This is a genomic window from Evansella sp. AB-P1, from assembly GCF_029688925.1.
GTDB lineage: Bacteria > Bacillota > Bacilli > Bacillales > Salisediminibacteriaceae > Evansella.
Window position 1 is genome coordinate 118,227 of sequence record NZ_JARUKY010000010.1, and the last position, 18,229, is coordinate 136,455.

Below are 18,229 nucleotides of genomic sequence, written 5' to 3' on the forward strand. Positions count from 1 at the left end.
AAAATAGCACCCTAACATTGGTGATTGTTGGGTGCTCACGAACTCTATCCATTTCGATAGAGTAAAGAAACTCTCGGATCATGGATACTCTCCAAGATATTCTTTAGTGTCACCCTTAAAAGCCTCTCAGGACTAATTTAAAGGATGAATCTATTTTATTTTTCCTCTTTTACCTCTTCACTTATACCTTTAAACATATCATCTGAATTTTTAATAACCGTTCTACCAGGAAGGATTAAATTCAATAAAACACCAATGATAGCCGCTAATGCCATACCAGGAATTTGTATTTCATCTGTCACCTGGATAAATGCACCACCTATACCAATTACTAAAATGACCGAAGAAATGATTAAATTTCTTTTTTGTCCAATGTCAACTTTATTGTCAATTAGCATGCGTAATCCACTTGATGCGATTATACCGAATAGTAGAATGGATACTCCACCCATGACAGCTGCGGGAATCGATTCAATTAAAGCTGCTATTTTCCCGACGAAACCAAATATTATAGCTAACGTTGCTGCACCTCCGATAACGAACACACTATATACTCTTGTTAATGCAACAACTCCAATATTTTCACCATACGTTGTATTTGGTGGTCCACCAAGACAAGAACTAATAATCGTTGCAATACCATCCCCGAAAATCGAACGGTGTAAACCAGGCTTTTTCACAAAGTTCTTTCCAACTACTTTACTTAAAACCATTTGATCACCTATGTGCTCCGATAGTGTAACGAGAGCTACAGGTACCATGATTGCAATAATTGTCCAACTAAAAACCGGTGTGAATGTAACAAAAGGAATGTAGAATTCAGGTGCAGCAAACCAGGCTGCCTCTCTTACCGGATCCAAATCAACTATGCCTGCAAAGTAGGCAGTTGTATATCCTCCAATAATTCCAATTAAGATTGGTATAAGTCCAAAAAAACCTCTGAAAAAAATCGAAGCAATGACAGTAATAAACAATGTTATAAGTGCAATTGTAAATAACGTTCCGTCATAAACTTGCTCTTCTAATCCAGGTACATACATAGCCATATCTAAAGCTACAGGAGCTAATCCTAATCCAATTACCATAATAACTGGTCCAACTACAATTGGTGGTAGTAAGTTTATTAACCAGCTTACGCCAATACCTTTTATTAATATAGCTACTATACCGTAAACTAATCCCGCTACAAAACTACCAACTAGCATCCCTTCAATACCTTCAGCTGATATTGCACTGACCATCGGTGTAATGAAAGCAAAGGAAGACCCTAAGTAGGCTGGAATTTGTCCTCTCGTGACAAGTAAGTAGGCAAGTGTACCTAGACCACTTGAAACTAAAGCAACCGCTGGGCTTATTTCTACTAAAAAGGGAACTAAAATCGTTGCTCCGAACATGGCGAATAAGTGCTGTATGCTTAACATGAGCCATTTATCTGCCCTTGGTATTTCTCGAATTCCTACTGTTTTTGGTTCATTCATTTCAATATCCCCCTATTCATCTATACAAAAAACCTCTTTGCTCTTCAAAGAGGTATTTCACAAGCCTAGTATGAGTACAAATAATTTTTGTATTCATATAGGAGAGGATTAATACCCCTTGTCAGCCTCACTGGACTGGTTTAAAGGGAGGTTTTTTGTTTAATAATAACTTCATCAACTTTATCTACTTCTCTTAATTTTGCTTCAACTACTTCAGATTTGGATGTAGGTACATTTTTCCCAACAAAGTCTGGTCTAATTGGTAGCTCGCGGTGTCCTCGATCAATGAGAACTGCTAATTGTATTTGGGATGGACGCCCAAAATCAATTAGGGCATCAAGGGCAGCTCTTACTGTTCGACCTGTGTAAAGAACATCATCAACAAGAATAATCGTTTTGTTTGTAATGTCTACTGAAATGTCAGTACCTTTTAATTCTGGTTCTTCATCTTTCGTTTTTAGGGAAAGGTCATCTCGGTATAAAGTAATATCTACTTCACCTACTTCGATTTTTTCTCCTTCAATCTGTTCAATTCTTTCTGCAAGTCGTTGAGCTAAGTAAATCCCTCTTGTCTTAATGCCAACTAAAATACAGTTTTCAATCCCCTTATTCCGTTCAATGATTTCATGTGCGATACGTGTTAGTGCACGTCGTATTGCTTGTTCATCTAAAATTCCTTTATTCATCGTCATCCCCCTTTCAAGGTCATTCGCTGGAATCCCTTTTAAGTAAAGACATGAAAATACCCTCTCACTAGGCAGCGAGAGGGTATACTTGCACATTTTGTTCATACGTATCCTAAGTAGTACACTTAGTAAACGAAAATGTCTGTTCCCTTCACAGCCTCACGGGACTGTTGTTAAAGGTATTCCGTATTTATTTCTTATGTTATTATGTCACTAATGTCGTACTTTGTCAATGATCACTTTTGCGAAGTTCTTCTAAGCATTGCTCCATATCTTTAGGTATTGGTGTAGAAAAAGTCATCATCTCATTTGTTCTAGGATGGCGAAAACCTAATATTTCAGCGTGGAGTGCCTGCCCTTCAATTGGGAAACGATTTCGTTGTCGTCTCGGACCATACTTTGGATCCTCAATAATTGGGAATCCAATATAATTTAAGTGGACTCGAATTTGATGAGTCCTCCCAGTTTCTAATTCACAAGCTACAAGTGTATGACGTTGGAAACGTTCCATTACTTGAAAATGGGTAACTGCCTCTTTACTATTTTTATCTGTTACCATCATACTTTGGCGGTCCTCTGGATTTCTACCTATTGGAGCATCAATTGTTCCTTTATCGTGACCGATGACTCCAGCAACGATAGCGACATATCTACGTTTTGTCTCTTTATTTTTTAACTGTTCCACTAGGGATTCATGTGCAACATCGTTTTTAGCAACCATAAGTAAACCGGATGTATCCTTATCAATACGATGAACAATTCCAGGACGCATCACACCATTAATTCCTGAAAGGTCATTGCAATGATACATTAATCCATTTACAAGTGTACCAGAATAATGGCCAGGAGCTGGATGTACTACCATTCCTCTAGGTTTATTCACAACAAGGACATCTGAATCTTCGTATATAATGTCTAAATTTAGATCTTCCGCTTCTACATTTAATGGTTCAAGCTCAGGTTCTTCTATTTTTATTTGATCTCCTACAGAAACTTTATAATTACTTTTTACAGACTGTCCATTTACTTCAATATGTCCCTCTTTAATCCATTGCTGAACCAATGTTCTGGACCATTGTGGATAATAATCTGAAATAAATTTGTCAATTCTAATTCCTTTTTGTTCTGATACTAATTCATATGTTTCCATTTTATGACTTCCCTTGCATTTTTTCTTCTCTTAAAAAATAGATGATTAGCATAATAACCCCTACTACTAATGCAGAATCAGCAACATTGAAAATAGGGTAATTATAACTAAATATGTAGACATCCAAAAAGTCTACTACTTCGCCTAAAAAGATTCGATCGATAAAATTACCAATTGCACCACCTAAAACGAGACCTAGTGATATTCCGTACCAACGATTACCTTGAACTTGCTTTTGAATCATATAAATGATTACAACGATAACGACTGTTGTAACAATATAAAATAACCACATTTGACCTTGCAAAATGCCGAAAGCAGCCCCTGCATTTCTATGTGAAGTAAGATAAAACCAGCCCTCAATGACAGGTATACTTTCTCTTAACTCCATTCGTTGAACTACAAGCCATTTAGTGCCTTGATCTAGAAGGATAATAAGTAGACTCAATACGTAATAAAACAATGTTTCCTCCCCCATTCAAAATCTAATCTATCCTTATGAATTTTAGCATAGCCACTAAAGACAAACAATTTATTTCTTTATGAAACCATCAAATCTTGTGTTTTTTAATAGGGAAAGAGAAAATAACAGCTTTCTTTTTATACTGACGTTATTATATATCATTTCCTAATTTTTAATGCGAATACTCGAGATAGAGATTAGGAACGAAAGAAAAGAGTAGCCCTAAAAAATAGGTGCCACCCTTTCACTTCTTGAACCATATTAAATATTATTCATAATGATTTACAACAATATCTGTACAGCTGTCACATAAATGTGGATGCTTTTCGTTTTTCCCTAAAGATGGAGCAACAACCCAGCAACGTTCACATTTTTCACCTTCTGCAAAGTCCACTTTAACGCTTAAGAAATCGTATTCTTTTGCATCAGCTGGTGCATTAGCCTTGTCCCCAGCAACAACTGCTTTTGATGTAATAAATAATTTATTTAATCCTGCAATATCTTCTAAAAGGTTCCGATCATTTTCAGAAGCATAGAGCTCAATGGACGCTTCTAAACTTTTCTTCACACCTTTTTCATTACGCGCTTCTTCTAACGCTTTTAATACATCGTCACGTAGTTCCATGAAATGATCCCATTTTTCCACCAATTCTGTTTCGCTGCTATATTCCCTAGTATCAGGCATGTCTGTTAACTGTGCACTGTCTTCTGTTACCCCTGGGATGTGCTTCCATACTTCATCTGCAGTATGAGATAAGATTGGCGTCATTAGCTTCGTTAGAGTTACAAGAGCTTCGTACATAACTGTTTGAATCCCCCGTCGTTCTGGATGATCTGCATGTTGGATATATAGTGTATCCTTTGCAATGTCCATGTAGAACGAACTTAATTCGATTGTACAGAAGTTATGAACCTTGTTATACACCGATCCAAATTGGAATTCTTCATAGCCCTTCTTCACGTCTTTTACTACATTGTTTAATTTTACTAACATATATTGATCTAGCTCAGTCATATCTTCAAAAGCGATAGCATCTTTTGCTGGATCGAAATCGTGAATGTTTCCTAGCATAAAACGGAATGTGTTACGGATTTTACGATAAACTTCTGCAACCTGTTTTAAAATATTATCTGATACACGAACGTCTGCTTGATAATCAACAGAAGCTACCCAAAGACGTAATATATCAGCTCCTAGCTGCTTCATTACCTTGTCTGGTATGACTACATTCCCTAGTGATTTACTCATTTTTCTACCTTCACCATCTAGTGTAAATCCATGACTCAAAACAGTCTTGTAAGGTGATTTACCTGTTACAGCAACAGCAGTAGATAGTGAGGAGTTAAACCAACCGCGATATTGATCTGACCCTTCTAAATACATGTCAGCTGGCCGTTGAAGATCATCTCTTTCCTCTAGAACCGCTTGGTGAGAGGAACCAGAGTCGAACCAAACATCCATTATATCTGTTTCTTTCGTAAATGTTCCATTCGGACTATGCTCAGATGTAAAACCTTCTGGAAGTAAATCTATCGTCTCCCATTCAAACCAAATATTTGACCCGTGTTCCCGGAATAAGCTTGAAACATGGTTGATCGTTTCGTCAGTAATGATGGCCTCACCATCTTCACCGTAAAAAACAGGAATAGGAACACCCCATGCTCGTTGACGAGAAATACACCAATCTCCTCTGTCTCTTACCATATTGTAAAGGCGAGTCTCTCCCCAGTGTGGAACCCAATTTACTTCATTGATTTCTCTTAATAAATCATCACGGAAATCCTTTATGGACGCAAACCATTGGGCAGTAGCTCGGTACATTACTGGCTTTTTCGTTCTCCAATCGTGTGGATATGAGTGAGTAATGAACGCTAAATGAAGTAATGCTCCTACTTCCTTTAGTTTTTCAGTAATCGCTTTATTTGCTGTGTCATAAAATAATCCTTCAAACATTGGAGCTTCTTCTGTGAATACCCCTTTGTCATCTACTGGACAAAGAACATCTAAACCATATTTTTGCCCAACAATAAAGTCGTCTTCCCCATGTCCAGGAGCAGTATGAACACATCCTGTACCAGCATCAAGAGTTACGTGCTCCCCTACCATTACTAATGATTCACGATCATAAAGTGGGTGCTTTGCAACTGTATTTTCTAATTGTGCACCTTTTAAGGTCTTGATAATTTCATAATTACCCCAGCTGAGTTCTCCTTCTAAATGCTCTAATAAACCTTTTGCAACAATATATTTTTGCGTTTCAACTTGAAGAACTACATAATCTAACTCTGGATGAACGGTAATTCCTAGGTTGGCTGGAATTGTCCATGGGGTTGTTGTCCAAATGATATATTTCTCATCACCTTCAAGAACACCTTTTCCATCCCTCACATCAAAAGCAACATAAATAGAAGGAGAACGTTTGTCGTGATATTCAATTTCTGCTTCAGCAAGTGCTGATTCAGATGATGGGGACCAATAAACAGGTTTCTTCCCTTTGTAAATATACCCCTTCTTTGCCATATCACCGAACACTTTTATTTGCTGCGCTTCGTAGCCGTGAGTTAAAGTCACATAAGGATTATCCCAATCTCCACGTACACCTAAACGTTTAAATTGTTCACGTTGATTATCAATTTGTTCTAATGCATATTCTTCACATTTCTTTCTAAACTCTGCTACACTAAGCTTTTTACGATCTACTTTACCTTTTTTTGTTAATGCTGTTTCAATTGGTAACCCATGAGTATCCCAACCTGGAACATATGGAGCATGGAAACCAGTCATCGATTTATAGCGAACAATAAAATCTTTTAAGATCTTATTTAATGCATGCCCCATGTGAATATCACCATTAGCGTAAGGTGGACCATCGTGTAGGACAAACATTGGACGTCCTGCTGTTCTTTCTTGTACCTTTTCATAAATTTTCTTATTTTCCCATTCCTCCTGCATAACAGGTTCACGGTTCGGAAGATTTCCACGCATAGGAAACTCCGTTTTTGGCATAAGCAATGTGTCTTTGTAGTCCATTATGCCACTGCCTCCTTTTAATATTAAATTTTTCTTAACGAAATAAAACAGTTATCTGATTGAAAAAATAGTACTAACACTACACTCTAAACTTGTTTTGGATAAATTAAAACACAAAAAACCTTCTCATCCAATAAGGGACGAGAAGGAACACCCGCGGTACCACCCTAATAAATAAGAAATAATTATAAATAATTTCATTTCTTATTCACTCAAATTTCGTAACGTGAAACAAACCGGCGCATCTTACTAGGACATATACTCGTCTGTTCGGTATTGCAACTCAAGGGTGATTTTCCATCTGCTACTAGCTTCAGGCTCCCACCATCCCTGATTCGCTATGCTAGAATAACAAATGTACTCTCCCTGTCATCGTTTTTTATTTTTCATTTTGTATTCCATTTTGACCAATCTTATAACTTTTAATCATATATTATTATTTTTCAATAAAATCTTATTAAAGTATATGATAAGTACAATTCTAGCGTCAAGTAAAGATTGATTAATTTACACGTTTAACCCCAAAAACCTTTAAAGCAATTTTAATATTTGGATGGATTGTTTATTTCGAGATCTTCTACATGCTTACTTAAATCATCCCAATCATCATTATTTAACATTTCTAGTTGGGCTTCTAATAGCATTCTAAATCTCGTACGATATACTGAAGCTTGCTTTTTTAATTCTTCAATTTCTAAAGCAATTTTACGTGATTTACTCAATGCTTCATTTATAATTCGATCAGCATTCTTTTCTGATTCTTTAATGATTAATTTTGCTTCCTTTTCGGCATTACGCTTTACTTCCTCTGCAGTTTCCTGTGCAATAAGAATTGATTTATTAAGTGTGGATTCAATATTAGAAAAATGGCCAAGTTTTTCTTCTAATTCGTTTACACGATCAAACAAATCTTTTTTTTCACGAATAACCATCTCATAATCTTTAATAACTTGATCAAGAAATTCATTTACTTCATCTTCGTCATATCCTCGAAATCCACGACTAAATTCCTTATTATGAATATCTAACGGTGTTAATGGCATAGGTAAACCTCCTCTAATCAAATGTTAATTTTATCTTTAGCACGAAAAAGTCATAATATCATATTCGACAAAGGAATAGTTCATTCCTGCTACTACGACATTTATTTTGGGGTGCCAATTATTAATCTATATTTATCTTTTTTAGTAAATCCTTCATTAGAATAAAGAATTGTTCTTCCTTTCCCACGTACGGATATTGTGTCCTTTTCTTGAAGTGAAAAGCTTGGATCCTCAATAATCTTCCAGTTCACACGAACATACCCTCCTTCTACAAGCTCCTTAGCTTTTGCTCGGGAAAGATGATATATTTCTCCAATTATTGTGTCTAAACGAAGGGAAGATGAAATAATATGAGTAAATGTAAGATTATCTTCTTTTTGAATTAAATCCTCTACCTGTATATCGTTTAAGCTGACTTTTGCTTTACCTACGGATGTAACATTCCATTTCACAAAATCTGCTACCTCATGAGCTAACACAATTTGAAACCTTTGTCCATCCGTTAAGATGTCACCGAACTTCTCTCTTTTTAAACCTACGTTCATTAATGCACCTAATAAATGGCGATGTTCAATTTGGACAAATTTATGTGGATAATTTAATTCGTAAACATTTATTTCAAAATCTGAATACGACAGTTCAAAATATGTAGGATAGAGAATACAACGTTTACGTTCTGCTTGTTCATGACCACCCCAAAAGGATATATGCACTTCGTCGTCGTTCCCTATTACAGTAAGTACAATTTCTTGTTGGCGTGGGTCTAGAAAATCTGTCAACTTTGAACGGTACTGTTCAATGACTATTTCCTTCCATTCTAAAACTTGATCTACAAAAGTATGTTCTTCTTTTCTGTAATGCTCATAAACACTCATAATTTGGTATACTCACCTGCTCTATTAAATCATTACATTTCATTATATTTTTTTAATAAAACATCTGGAACAAGAAGTCAACACCAAACATTGCATAACGAAGAGCAAAGATTGCTACGATTGGGGAAATGTCTATCATTCCTAATGGAGGAATAATTTTTCTAAAAGGCGCTAAATACGGTTCCACTAATCTCCCAACTAGTTGACCGAAGGACGATTCCCTTGCATTTGGAACCCACGACATAAAAATGTAAATAATACATATAATCCAATAAATGTTAATAGCTTGTATAACAAGCTGATGTAATAAAACCAATTTATTCACCTTCCTTTTGTATGTCTACTCTTGAAGCATTTCTGAAATACTACCAGAAACATCTATATTGTCTGGAGTACATAGAAAAATATTTGCTCCTAACTTTTGTATGTTCCCTCCAATAGCATATACTGTTCCACTAATAAAATCTACAATTCGTTTTGCTTGATCATGTGGTAAGCGTTGTAAATTAATAACAACACATTTACGATTTTTTAGTTGATCTGCAATATCTTGTACTTCATCATAGGTATGAGGTTCGATGAGAATTACCTTCGCTTGGTGCTGAACACTTTTTAAACTAACCACATTATTCTTTTCTTTTTCGTTCTTATGAGAAAAAGTCGGTTCTAATTCTTCTTGTGGTTCTTGTTCATATTGAACTGTTTCATGATGATATTCATCTTCAAGTTCAAAAAACTTTTTAAACTTACCTTTTATACTCATCTTTTTCACCTCATCATTTAATAATAAGTGTCTTTCTATTAAACCTTTTCGTTACCCACCAGGGCAGTCCCTATCCGGACAAATGTAGCTCCTTCTTCTACTGCAATTCCAAAATCATTAGACATTCCCATTGACAATTCATGGCAAGGGGCATGAGGTAAGTTAAGACCTTCAATATCTTCTTTTAATTCTCTTAGCTTTCGAAAAAATGGTCTAACAAGCTCATTATTTTCCACAAAAGGCGCCATTGTCATTAATCCAACTACTTCAATAGCTGGAAAGTCAGCAAGCTCTTTTATAAATGGTAACGTATCATTTGGATGTAATCCAGATTTACTTTCCTCTCCAGAAACATTAACTTGTACAAAGCACTTCATCTTCTTCCCATTAGCCATTCGTTTATTAATTTCTTTTGCTAATGAAAGCCTATCAAGTGAATGAATGTAATCAAATTGATCGATCATATTTTTCACTTTCTTTGACTGTAGGCTCCCAATAAAATGCCATGTTGCTTTATCACCAAGTGCATTCCATTTTTCCAATCCTTCATCCACACGATTTTCACCAATATGAATGACTCCTGCATCCAAAACTTCCGATGCTCGCTGAATAGAAACATATTTTGTAACTGCAATAATATTTACTTTTGATGGATCTCTTTTTCCTCTCATACTGCTTGCGTGAATAATAGCTTGTACATCTTTTAAATTTTCATATACTGACACAAACGATGCTCCTTCCACAATAAACATCATTTTTTCCATATACTTATCATAATGAATCTTTCTGTATCAAGCAATGGTTATCCTATAGGTAGTTCCTATTTTTTCTGTTTAAATAAATATATCTTGCTAAAATTATTCACAATGGACCCCTTAACTTATAGTAATAGCTGAAAAAAACAACAGTTCAGAATTGTGATAGCGGCGACTCCTGCCGCGAGCATTGCATAATAGCTTATGGATAGTAAAAAATAGGGATAATAAATATTTATCCCTATTTATACATCATATGCAATTAGTTATCTTCATCTTCTGCATCTATACTGACATTTCCTGAAGAGTGATACCTTACTAATATAACGTCAGAGCCTATTTTAACTACATTTTTCCATGGTATAATAATTTCTTGTTCTCTATTGAAAAGATTCATCATTCTACCACCACCAATGATAAGAGCATCAACAGTCCCATTTTCTAAATTAATATCTAAGTCTGATATATGTCCTAACAATCGTCCGTCCGCTAAATTGACAATATCTTTCGATTGAATATCAGATATTTTTAACATTTCATCCCCTCCCATTACCATTCAATACAGTGTATGCAAGCCTTGTTCAACTTATTTCCCTTCTCATGTATAAAAAGAAAAAACCTGCAAAAGCAGGTTTTATTCGGTCTATTCCTTAGCATGTTTATTCATTTGTTGAATGGCTGCTTTTTCTAAACGAGATACTTGCGCTTGTGAAATTCCAATTTCATCAGCCACTTCCATTTGCGTTTTCCCTTGAAAGAACCGCATGTTTAATATCATTTTTTCTCGATCATTTAATCTAATCATCGCTTCTTTCAGTGCAATTTCCTCAATCCATTGAATATCCTTTTGCTTGTCATCACTTATTTGATCCATTACATAAATAGGATCTCCACCATCATTATATATTGGTTCAAAAAGAGAAACAGGATCTTGAATGGCATCAAGAGCAAACACAATATCTTCTTTTGGAACATCTAAAACTTTTGCAATTTCTTGTACAGTTGGTTCACGTTCCCTGGTTTTTTCATTCATTAAATTGTCTCTTACCTGCAGTGCTTTGTAAGCAATATCCCGTAAAGATCTCGATACTCTAATTGGATTATTATCCCGCAAATACCTTCTAATTTCTCCAATAATCATAGGTACTGCATAGGTTGAGAATTTTACGTTTTGACTTAAATCAAAATTATCGATGGATTTCATTAACCCTATACACCCTACTTGAAATAAATCATCTACATATTCACCCCGATTGTTAAAGCGTTGAATAACACTTAACACTAAACGTAAATTTCCATTTACAAGCTTTTCCCTTGCAAATTCATCCCCATTTTGCATTTGTTCAAAGAGGATTCTCATTTCTTTGTTTTTCAATACTGGTAATTTTGAAGTGTCTACTCCACAAATTTCTACTTTATTTCGAGTCAATGTCTTCCCTCCCAACAGGAGTTGATGTACAAAAATCAGTATCTCCTAGAGAGGGAAAATTATGCAGAGCTTCCAAACAAAAAAAGACTTGAAATTCCTTCAAGCCTTGTCATGTCTTGTTAAAACAATTATAACATTTTATTAAATTCTTTTCTGAGCCTCTTGATTATTCTTTTTTCTAATCGACTAATATACGATTGTGAAATACCTAACATATCTGCAACATCCTTCTGTGTCTTTTCTTCTCCACCAGCTAATCCAAAGCGTAGCTCCATAATCTGTTTTTCACGATCATTTAATGTTTCTAATGACTTCACAAGTAGCTTTCGGTCTACTTTGTCTTCAATTCCTTTTGTAATAATATCTTCCTCTGTTCCTAGAACATCAGATAATAATAGCTCATTTCCATCCCAATCAATGTTTAACGGTTCATCGAAGGAAACTTCTGATCTAATTTTATTATTTCTTCTCAGATACATTAAAATTTCATTTTCTATACATCGTGATGCATACGTAGCTAACTTAATTTTCTTCTCTGGATCAAAGGTGTTAACAGCTTTAATTAAACCTATTGTCCCAATACTTATTAAATCCTCTATGTTAATTCCTGTATTCTCAAATTTACGTGCAATGTAAACTACAAGACGTAGATTACGTTCTATTAATACTGATCGAACAGACTCATCACCTGAAGGAAGCTTCTTTAATAAATATGCTTCTTCATCCTTGGTTAATGGAGGTGGTAATGCTTCACTCCCGCCTATGTAAAAAACCTCATCTGACTTTAATCCTAATTTTGATAGGATTCTATACCACCAAAGTTTCAATTTTAGTTTAATCATTATGGAAATTCCCCCTTCAGAATATTTGTTCTATTTTTACGACGATTGTTTCTTTTGCTGCATCATCTTAGGGTGTAATAAACAATTGTAATCATGTCTATCAGATAATGGTGTATAACTCAAACCAAGTAAGACATTTCTACAATAATACGGAGTGTCATCTTCATATACAACAACTTCATCCGGTCTTAGAGCCCATAAAAACTGATTATTTTTCCCAACTGTACGGAATGGAATCATCGTTAACTTTCCTTCAAAACGTTCTGGTAAATCAATATCAGCAAAAGTAGGATTTTTTGTAAATTGAAGGATAGATTTTGGGAATTGTTGCCCTACTTCAGTCATATCTATTATCATGACTGACCTCCGAGTTAATGGGTCTTCTAAACGATTTCCACTATCTACGAATCCCTTTAGTTGCAACGTCATTCCAGCAGCTTTAATTAACACGGGATAGATTTGATCATATCGTATTTTCTCTGTTTCAATCGTTTCAAGACGCTGTCTCGAATACCAAAACATAAGGGGAAAGCCGACAAGAACAAACAACCAACTTATTGGACTACCAAATCCACTCGTTTGCGTTGCAAAAGTCCCCATGATGAAGTTCGTGTCTGTTTCAAGAAAGAAGTGTAAGCCTAACAATCCACCTCCTACTGCAAAATTTACAAAAAAGAAAGTAAGCCAAGCTTGAATAAATAATCGAAATCGATAGAACCCAAAGCTAGCATAAATTATTAACAAAGAATAAAAACTCTTTACAATCGGATTCATTGCTAAATAATCAACCGGTGTAAATAAAAAAAATACATACAACGATGCAATAAAGGCACCAATTAATAGTCTCCACTTTTTAATATTCCTTTTCAATACGATGGCTGTTAGATAGATTAGCAGAAGGTCAATTAAAAAGTTTAATAGCCAAATAACATCTAAATAGATTTCCAAGCTACCACCGTCCGAATCGGAATTTGAACATAGTATATCGTATGCACAGTTTTAAGTCTGTCACTTTTTGCTAATAAAAAGGGACTTATTTTGACTGATTTTCCGCGATATTGTCACCTACACTATGAATTAATAGTCTAAATAAAAGGGAACTAGAGGGTCCGCGAGCAATGAGATTGATAAATACTATGTCGAAAATAATTCTTGTTTTCATATAAAAAATGACTCTCCAGAAAATGATTATTTTGAGAGGGGAGGTGGTAGTCATGAAGTGGTCTTGACTACAAAAACATGAAATGCGGTAGCCAAGAAGCTTTCCGCTAATCCTTTGCTCCCTTTGCAGGAATAGGGTGTTTTTCCTCTGAGCCTGCAAATCTCTTTTTCATTCTTTGCAGGAACGCTGGCCACTTCCTCTGTGCCCGCAAACCTCTTTTTCACTCTTTACAGGAACGCTAGGAACTTCCTCTGTGCCTGCAAACCTCTTTTTCACTCTTTGCAGGAACGCTGGCCACTTCCTCTGTGCCTGCAAACCTCTTTTTCATTCTTTGCAGGAACGCTGGCCACTTCCTCTGTGCCTGCAAACCTCTTTTTCATTCTTTGCAGGAACGCTGGCCACTTCCTCTGTGCCTGCAAACCTCTTTTTCACTCTTTGCAGGAACGCTGGCCACTTCCTCTGTGCCTGCAAACCTCTTTTTCACTCTTTGCAGGAACGCTGGCCACTTCCTCTGTGCCTGCAAACAGTGTTTATGCAATTTGCAGTATAATAGGACCAAACTTGACGACTGCAAAGTTACAAATACATAAAATGTGATTGCTGTGTAAGAACTTTGTCATCACACATGGTGCAAAGATTTTCACTTGCATCGAGGTCTACCCTAAATAACAAGATTTCAACAGTTGATGAGCAAAACTATAGAAGCAACATTTAAAATTTAAACACTTAAAATTATAAAGGTGTGGCCTTTTTTCCATAAAAGTAAAAAAGGTTAATGAAAAGGGAGAATAACCCCTTTCATTAACCTTTACTTTTATAACTTATGTTCGTTTTCTACGATTTCGTAAAAACGTAGGAATATCTAACGTATCTAGTTCTTCGTCTGAAGTAGATTTCTGTTTCGACTGGTTATTCAATTCTTGTGCAGATTCATTTCTATTTGGTACTTGTTTAGGACGCTGCTGTACTACCGTATTTCTATTACTAGTGCTTTTTTCGTTTTGCTGTTCATCAAAGCCTGTAGCAATTACAGTAACAACAATCTCATCCTTTAAATCTTCATTAATGACCGATCCGAAGATCATATTCACTTCACTATCTGATGCTGTAGATACAATTTCTGCTGCTTCATGTACTTCAAACAAGCTTAAATTTGCTCCACCAGTAATGTTCATTAACACTCCTTGTGCACCATCAATAGAAGTCTCTAATAAAGGTGAAGAAATTGCTTTTTTAGCCGCTTCCGCTGCCCTATTTTCTCCTGTTGCAACTCCAATACCCATTAATGCAGACCCTTTTTCACTCATTATTGTTTTTACATCAGCAAAATCTAAATTTATTAGTCCAGGAACTGCAATTAAATCAGATATACCTTGTACACCTTGACGTAATACATTATCAGCTTCTCTAAATGCTTCAAGCATTGGAGTGTTTTTATCAACAATTTCAAGAAGTCTGTCATTAGGAATAACAATCAAAGTATCAACTTTTTCTTTTAGGGAAGAAATACCACCACCAGCTTGCATCATACGCTTTCTTCCTTCAAAAGTGAAAGGACGCGTAACTACACCAACTGTTAGAGCACCTAATTCCCTTGCTATTTCGGCGATTACTGGAGCTGCACCTGTTCCAGTTCCTCCACCCATACCAGCAGTAATAAATACCATATCAGCACCGTTTAATACTTCTTCAAGTTGTTCACGACTTTCTTCTGCAGCTTTTTTTCCTACCTCCGGATTCGCACCTGCACCTAATCCTCTCGTTAATTTCCCACCTAATTGTAGTTTTATTTCAGCCTTAGATAAATGTAAGGCTTGAGCATCTGTATTTACAGCAATAAAATCTACTCCCTGCAAACCATTTTCAATCATTCTGTTCACGGCATTACTTCCGCCTCCACCAACACCAATGACCTTAATAGTTGCTAACTGATCTGTATCCATTTCAAATTCCAACATAGTTTGATCCCCCAATCCATCATGGTTCACACTCATCAACATTTTTCATTACTATTCAAAAAACATTTTAAATAAATTCGTAACTTTTTTCTTTACTCCCGGGCTTTCCTTCCCTTGTTGTTTTCCTTTTAACGGCTTTTCCTTACGTTCCGGTGTTACTTCCGAATAAGAGCTAACTGACGCAGCTATTTCTTTACCTTGAATTCTTAAATTACGATGTGCAAAAGTAATTAATCCTACACCATTCGTATATTGTGGTTCACGAACTCCTATATAGTCAGGAATAGCAATACGTACATTTTTTTGAAGAATATCTCTTGCAAGTTCAAGGACCCCTGGTATCTTAACAGTTCCACCTGTTAATACAAAGCCCCCAGGTAAATCATGATAGCCTAATCGCTGTATTTCCTTGTAAGCTAAATGTAGCATCTCTTCAATACGAGGTTCAATAATATTAGCTAATTGCCATTGAGAAAATTCTTGTTTTTGATCACTACCAATCTCCGAAACTTCGAAAGTTTCATCATCGGAGGCGTGATCTATGAAAGCATGTCCATAATCTACTTTTACTTTTTCTGCCTCTTCTGTAGATGTTCGAAAGCCTACAGATATGTCATTCGTAATATGGTCACCACCAATAGGTATTTGCTTCATTCCTTGAAGTGCACCTTGTTCAAAGACAGAAATAGTTGTTGAACCACCACCCATATCAATTAAGGCAACACCTAAACTTTTTTCATCCTTAGATAATGCTATTGTGCCTGCAGCTAACGGTTGCAATGCGATATTTGCAACTTGTAACCCAGCCTTTTCAACACAACGTATTACATTATGTAACATTGTACGTGAACCAGTTATTATTGTTCCTTGCATTTCTAATCGGACACCTATCATTCCACGAGGGTCGTTAATTTCATCTAGACCATCTACAATAAATTGTTTAGGAATAACATCAATGATTTCTCTCTCTGGAGGAACGGATACTACTTGAGCAGCATCATATACTCTAGCTACATCTTCGTCACCAATTTCACGATCATCACTGGAAACAGCAACAACACCATGACATGGCTGAAGTTGAATATGGTTACCTGTAATACCAATAATAACACTATCAATAGATAGTCCAATCATTCTTTCTGCTTTATCAACTGCTGTACGAATAGAATGAACCGTTTCATCTATGTCCACGATAGAACCTTTTTTTATTCCTTCTGAATTAGTTTCACCAACGCCAATAATGTTCAATGTACCATTAGCCATTTCACCAATAACGACACGAACGCATGATGTGCCTATATCTAGTGTGACATATATATCATGGTTGTTCATCTGTTGGCACCTCCTTAATCCTGCATCCATTTATAGTATTAAGTTCAACGAATTATGTAACTCAGTTATAACAATAACCATAACAACATTTCCTATTATAAAATAACATAAATGAGTTATGAAATGTATTCAACATCTAAGTCTAATTCCCTTTTTTTAAAAAGGTTTTTCAAGAAAAAAAAGAATTTTTCACATTTTTTCACATCTTTTTAATTCTCTTTCCGTTTCGTCGTCCATTTATTTATTAAAATTCGACGGATTAGGGCAATATTGTGAAATAATCGTACACCAAATGCAAAAACAGCTGCTAAATACAAGTCTACACCAAGATGAACCCCTAGGAAAGCTAAACCCGCAGCTAAGAGAATATTGGTAAAAAAACCAGTTATAAATACTGTTTCTTCAAAAATATTCTCAAGATGAGCCCGAATCCCACCAAATAATGTATCAAGCGCTGCCAGTACAGCTATAGATAAGTAGCTAGAATACTCATCTGGCACTCGAAATTCGCTGAATAAACCAAGGAGGACTCCAACCAAGAGACCGATGATTGGGAGCCACATATTATGATTCCTCCTTTATAACTTCCATGTGCCTTACTCGATAGGTTTTTTCATAGGCAGGTAAAGACACATAATTTATTGGAGTTGAATTAATCTCTAAATTTTCATATAAAAAATATTCTCGTGAAATGGAAGACATAATGGCATGATGCAACCCTTCTGGATCATCTGAAAGAACTTTTACTTTTAATGGGAATTGTGTTACTCGATTACTATTAATTAAGGTAACTCCATTTGCTTCTCTTATGGGTGTTGTCGAAACTATTCTTTGATTACCTACTGCTATCTCTTTTGCACCGTTAAAGTTTAATTCATTTATAAGTAGTCGAAGTAAATATGGAGGCACGGAGTGAATATACCCACCAAATTCGTCTTGATAAACTGGTGTAATTTCTATCAGAACACCTTGTCCACTAATTGGTGTAAGTCCTGCCCGTTCCCTTAATTCATCTATAGCATCTACAATGACGGATTCAACATTTTCCGTTTGCTGTAGCTGGTATAACATTTCAATTTGTTTATCCATCTCTTCATTTAACTCTTTTTGGCGTTCTTTTTCAACAGTTAAAGCTTGTCTTAATTCATGTATATTTCTAGTGTCTCTCACATCTGGCTCTTTTGTAGTCTGGAATTGAATGGCAATCATAAAACCAATGATCGTTGTAATACAAGTGAATACAATCATGCGATCCTTCATGA

Annotated in this window: 20 protein-coding genes and 1 other annotated feature; all 20 genes read right to left on the reverse strand. The window is 35.6% G+C overall.

What is annotated here, in order from left to right; translation table 11 throughout:
* Window positions 1-155: 155 nt before the first annotated feature.
* Entirely contained in the window at window positions 156-1,478 is a 1,323-nt protein-coding gene (uraA, locus tag QA612_RS12260; protein WP_278284105.1) for a uracil permease, read from the reverse strand.
* 140 nt (window positions 1,479-1,618) lie between these two features.
* The gene (pyrR, locus tag QA612_RS12265) at window positions 1,619-2,164 is read right to left on the reverse strand and encodes a bifunctional pyr operon transcriptional regulator/uracil phosphoribosyltransferase PyrR (protein ID WP_278284106.1); all 546 of its coding nucleotides are present in this window, start codon (window positions 2,162-2,164) and stop codon (window positions 1,619-1,621) included.
* Between the two features lie 229 nt (window positions 2,165-2,393).
* A complete protein-coding gene (locus tag QA612_RS12270) occupies window positions 2,394-3,314 on the reverse strand; it encodes an RluA family pseudouridine synthase (protein WP_278284107.1) in 921 nt (306 codons plus the stop codon).
* A gap of 1 nt (window position 3,315) precedes the next feature.
* On the reverse strand, window positions 3,316-3,777 hold the full coding sequence (gene lspA / locus QA612_RS12275; protein ID WP_278284108.1) for a signal peptidase II: 462 nt from the start codon (window positions 3,775-3,777) through the stop codon (window positions 3,316-3,318).
* A gap of 268 nt (window positions 3,778-4,045) precedes the next feature.
* Window positions 4,046-6,808, reverse strand: a complete 2,763-nt coding sequence (ileS, locus tag QA612_RS12280; protein ID WP_278284109.1) for an isoleucine--tRNA ligase — start codon at window positions 6,806-6,808, stop codon at window positions 4,046-4,048.
* Window positions 6,809-6,941: 133 nt separating this feature from the next.
* Window positions 6,942-7,190 (reverse strand) — a binding site (T-box leader).
* A gap of 160 nt (window positions 7,191-7,350) precedes the next feature.
* Entirely contained in the window at window positions 7,351-7,851 is a 501-nt protein-coding gene (locus QA612_RS12285; protein ID WP_278284110.1) for a DivIVA domain-containing protein, read from the reverse strand.
* Window positions 7,852-7,952: 101 nt separating this feature from the next.
* Window positions 7,953-8,726 (reverse strand): YlmH family RNA-binding protein, encoded by a 774-nt coding sequence (locus QA612_RS12290; RefSeq protein ID WP_278284111.1) that lies wholly within the window; start codon window positions 8,724-8,726, stop codon window positions 7,953-7,955.
* Between the two features lie 52 nt (window positions 8,727-8,778).
* Window positions 8,779-9,042 carry a YggT family protein gene (locus QA612_RS12295; RefSeq protein ID WP_278284112.1) on the reverse strand — a complete coding sequence of 88 codons (264 nt, stop codon included), beginning with the start codon at window positions 9,040-9,042 and terminating at the stop codon, window positions 8,779-8,781.
* Window positions 9,043-9,066: 24 nt separating this feature from the next.
* Entirely contained in the window at window positions 9,067-9,489 is a 423-nt protein-coding gene (locus QA612_RS12300; protein ID WP_278284113.1) for a cell division protein SepF, read from the reverse strand.
* A 38-nt stretch (window positions 9,490-9,527) separates the two neighbouring features.
* The gene (locus QA612_RS12305) at window positions 9,528-10,214 is read right to left on the reverse strand and encodes a YggS family pyridoxal phosphate-dependent enzyme (RefSeq protein ID WP_278284114.1); all 687 of its coding nucleotides are present in this window, start codon (window positions 10,212-10,214) and stop codon (window positions 9,528-9,530) included.
* Between the two features lie 292 nt (window positions 10,215-10,506).
* Entirely contained in the window at window positions 10,507-10,779 is a 273-nt protein-coding gene (locus QA612_RS12310; RefSeq protein ID WP_278284115.1) for a YlmC/YmxH family sporulation protein, read from the reverse strand.
* 108 nt (window positions 10,780-10,887) lie between these two features.
* The gene (sigG, locus tag QA612_RS12315; RefSeq protein ID WP_278284116.1) at window positions 10,888-11,673 is read right to left on the reverse strand and encodes an RNA polymerase sporulation sigma factor SigG; all 786 of its coding nucleotides are present in this window, start codon (window positions 11,671-11,673) and stop codon (window positions 10,888-10,890) included.
* 128 nt (window positions 11,674-11,801) lie between these two features.
* Entirely contained in the window at window positions 11,802-12,515 is a 714-nt protein-coding gene (gene sigE / locus QA612_RS12320) for an RNA polymerase sporulation sigma factor SigE (RefSeq protein WP_278284117.1), read from the reverse strand.
* A gap of 36 nt (window positions 12,516-12,551) precedes the next feature.
* Entirely contained in the window at window positions 12,552-13,463 is a 912-nt protein-coding gene (spoIIGA, locus tag QA612_RS12325) for a sigma-E processing peptidase SpoIIGA (protein WP_278284118.1), read from the reverse strand.
* A 264-nt stretch (window positions 13,464-13,727) separates the two neighbouring features.
* Window positions 13,728-13,901 (reverse strand): hypothetical protein, encoded by a 174-nt coding sequence (locus QA612_RS12330; RefSeq protein WP_278284119.1) that lies wholly within the window; start codon window positions 13,899-13,901, stop codon window positions 13,728-13,730.
* Between the two features lie 152 nt (window positions 13,902-14,053).
* Window positions 14,054-14,200 carry a hypothetical protein gene (locus QA612_RS12335; protein ID WP_278284120.1) on the reverse strand — a complete coding sequence of 49 codons (147 nt, stop codon included), beginning with the start codon at window positions 14,198-14,200 and terminating at the stop codon, window positions 14,054-14,056.
* 298 nt (window positions 14,201-14,498) lie between these two features.
* Entirely contained in the window at window positions 14,499-15,635 is a 1,137-nt protein-coding gene (gene ftsZ, locus QA612_RS12340) for a cell division protein FtsZ (RefSeq protein ID WP_278284121.1), read from the reverse strand.
* A 51-nt stretch (window positions 15,636-15,686) separates the two neighbouring features.
* The gene (ftsA, locus tag QA612_RS12345) at window positions 15,687-16,967 is read right to left on the reverse strand and encodes a cell division protein FtsA (RefSeq protein ID WP_278284122.1); all 1,281 of its coding nucleotides are present in this window, start codon (window positions 16,965-16,967) and stop codon (window positions 15,687-15,689) included.
* 209 nt (window positions 16,968-17,176) lie between these two features.
* Window positions 17,177-17,530, reverse strand: a complete 354-nt coding sequence (locus QA612_RS12350) for a small basic family protein (RefSeq protein ID WP_278284123.1) — start codon at window positions 17,528-17,530, stop codon at window positions 17,177-17,179.
* A gap of 1 nt (window position 17,531) precedes the next feature.
* On the reverse strand, window positions 17,532-18,227 hold the full coding sequence (locus QA612_RS12355) for a DUF881 domain-containing protein (RefSeq protein ID WP_278284124.1): 696 nt from the start codon (window positions 18,225-18,227) through the stop codon (window positions 17,532-17,534).
* Window positions 18,228-18,229: the final 2 nt, after the last annotated feature.